Origin of the sequence: Kitasatospora sp. NPDC091257, from assembly GCF_044757675.1 — a bacterium.
Taxonomy (GTDB): domain Bacteria; phylum Actinomycetota; class Actinomycetes; order Streptomycetales; family Streptomycetaceae; genus Kitasatospora; species Kitasatospora lactacystinica.
Genome location: NZ_JBIVVI010001639.1, coordinates 1 through 1,537, shown reverse-complemented (window position 1 = coordinate 1,537; position 1,537 = coordinate 1). Strand labels below are relative to the sequence as shown.

Annotated in this window: 1 protein-coding gene; it reads left to right on the top strand. The window is 76.4% G+C overall.

What is annotated here, in order from left to right; translation table 11 throughout:
* Positions 1 to 228 precede the first annotated feature (228 nt).
* Positions 229 to 1,356, top strand: coding sequence for an NADH:flavin oxidoreductase (locus tag ACIQOV_RS40940; RefSeq protein WP_380549655.1), 1,128 nt, complete (start codon positions 229 to 231; stop codon positions 1,354 to 1,356).
* Positions 1,357 to 1,537 lie beyond the last annotated feature (181 nt).

Here is a 1,537-nt window from a genome sequence, read left to right as displayed (position 1 = left end):
CTCGGTTTGCGGTTTTTCTTGCGGGGGGTCCGCCGCGCCCGGCCCGGGGGCCGCCGCCCCGCCCCCCGGCCCTGAGGGGGCGCGGCCCTGCGGCGCGCGGCGCGCAGTGGCGCGGATCACAGCGGGTCGGGCGGGGTCGGCGAAATGCGGGGGCCGCCGGGGTGGTTGGCACGGGCGACCGCTTCCGCCCCGGCGCACGCCATCGCTGCCGCTACCGCGAGGAATCCCATGACCGTCACCGAGAACCCGGCCTCCCGCGCGGCCGGGATCCTGTCCCGGCCCGTCACGATCAACGGGCTGACCGTGCCCAACCGCATCGCGATGGCGCCGATGACGCGCAGGTTCTCCCCCGGCGGCGTACCCGGTGAGGACGTGCGCTCGTACTACGCCCGCCGCGCCGCCGCGGGCGTGGGCCTGATCGTCACCGAGGGCACGTACGTCGGCCACGAGTCGGCCGGCCAGAGCGACGACATCCCGCGCTTCCACGGCGAGGAGCAGCTGGCCGGGTGGGCCCGCGTCGCCGAGGACGTCCACGCGGCGGGCGGCACCATCGTGCCGCAGCTCTGGCACATCGGCATGGTGCGCAAGCAGGGCGACCCGCCGTTCGCCGACGCCCCCGCCGTCGGCCCGTCCGGGATCCGGCTGGACGGGACCGAGGGAACCGGGCGGGCGATGACCCGGGCCGACCTGGACGCCGTCATCGGCGCGTTCGCCGAGGCCGCCGCTGCCGCCGAGCGGATCGGCTTCGACGGCGTGGAACTGCACGGCGCGCACGGCTACCTGCTCGACCAGTTCCTGTGGGCGGGCACCAACCGCCGCACCGACGCCTACGGCGGCGACGCGGTCGCCCGGACGGCGTTCACGGCCGAGCTCGTCGCCGCGGTGCGCGAGGCCGTCTCCCCGGAGTTCCCGGTGATCTTCCGCTACTCGCAGTGGAAGTCGGAGAACTACGAGGCCCGTCTCGCCGAGACCCCCCAGGAGCTGGAGGCGATCCTCGCCCCGCTCGCCGCGGCCGGCGTCGACGCCTTCCACGCCTCGACCCGCCGCTACTGGGTCCCCGAGTTCGAGGACTCGGACCTCAACCTCGCCGGCTGGACCAGGAAGCTCACCGGCCGCCCCGCCATCACCGTCGGCTCGGTCGGCCTCGACGGCGACTTCGTCCGCGCGTTCGCGGGCGAGGGCTCCCCGGTCCGGGGCATCGACAACCTGCTCGACCGGCTGGAGCGCGACGAGTTCGACCTGGTCGCCGTCGGCCGCGCCCTGCTCCAGGACCCGCAGTGGGCCGCCAAGGTCCTCTCCGGCCGCTTCGACGACCTGCGCCCCTACGACGCCGCCGCGATCCGCACCCTGAGCTGACCGCCGCGCCCGAGGGCCCGGCCGCACCGCCCGTGCGGCCGGGTCCGGCGGGCTGGGCGAGGCCCGACCCCGGGCCCACTGCCCCACTGCCCCACTGCCCCACAACCCGACTGTCCGGCAGCCGAGTTGGCGGGCCGGCCCGAGCGTCGGCCTGCCTCCGCCACGACCCCGCGCCGCACCC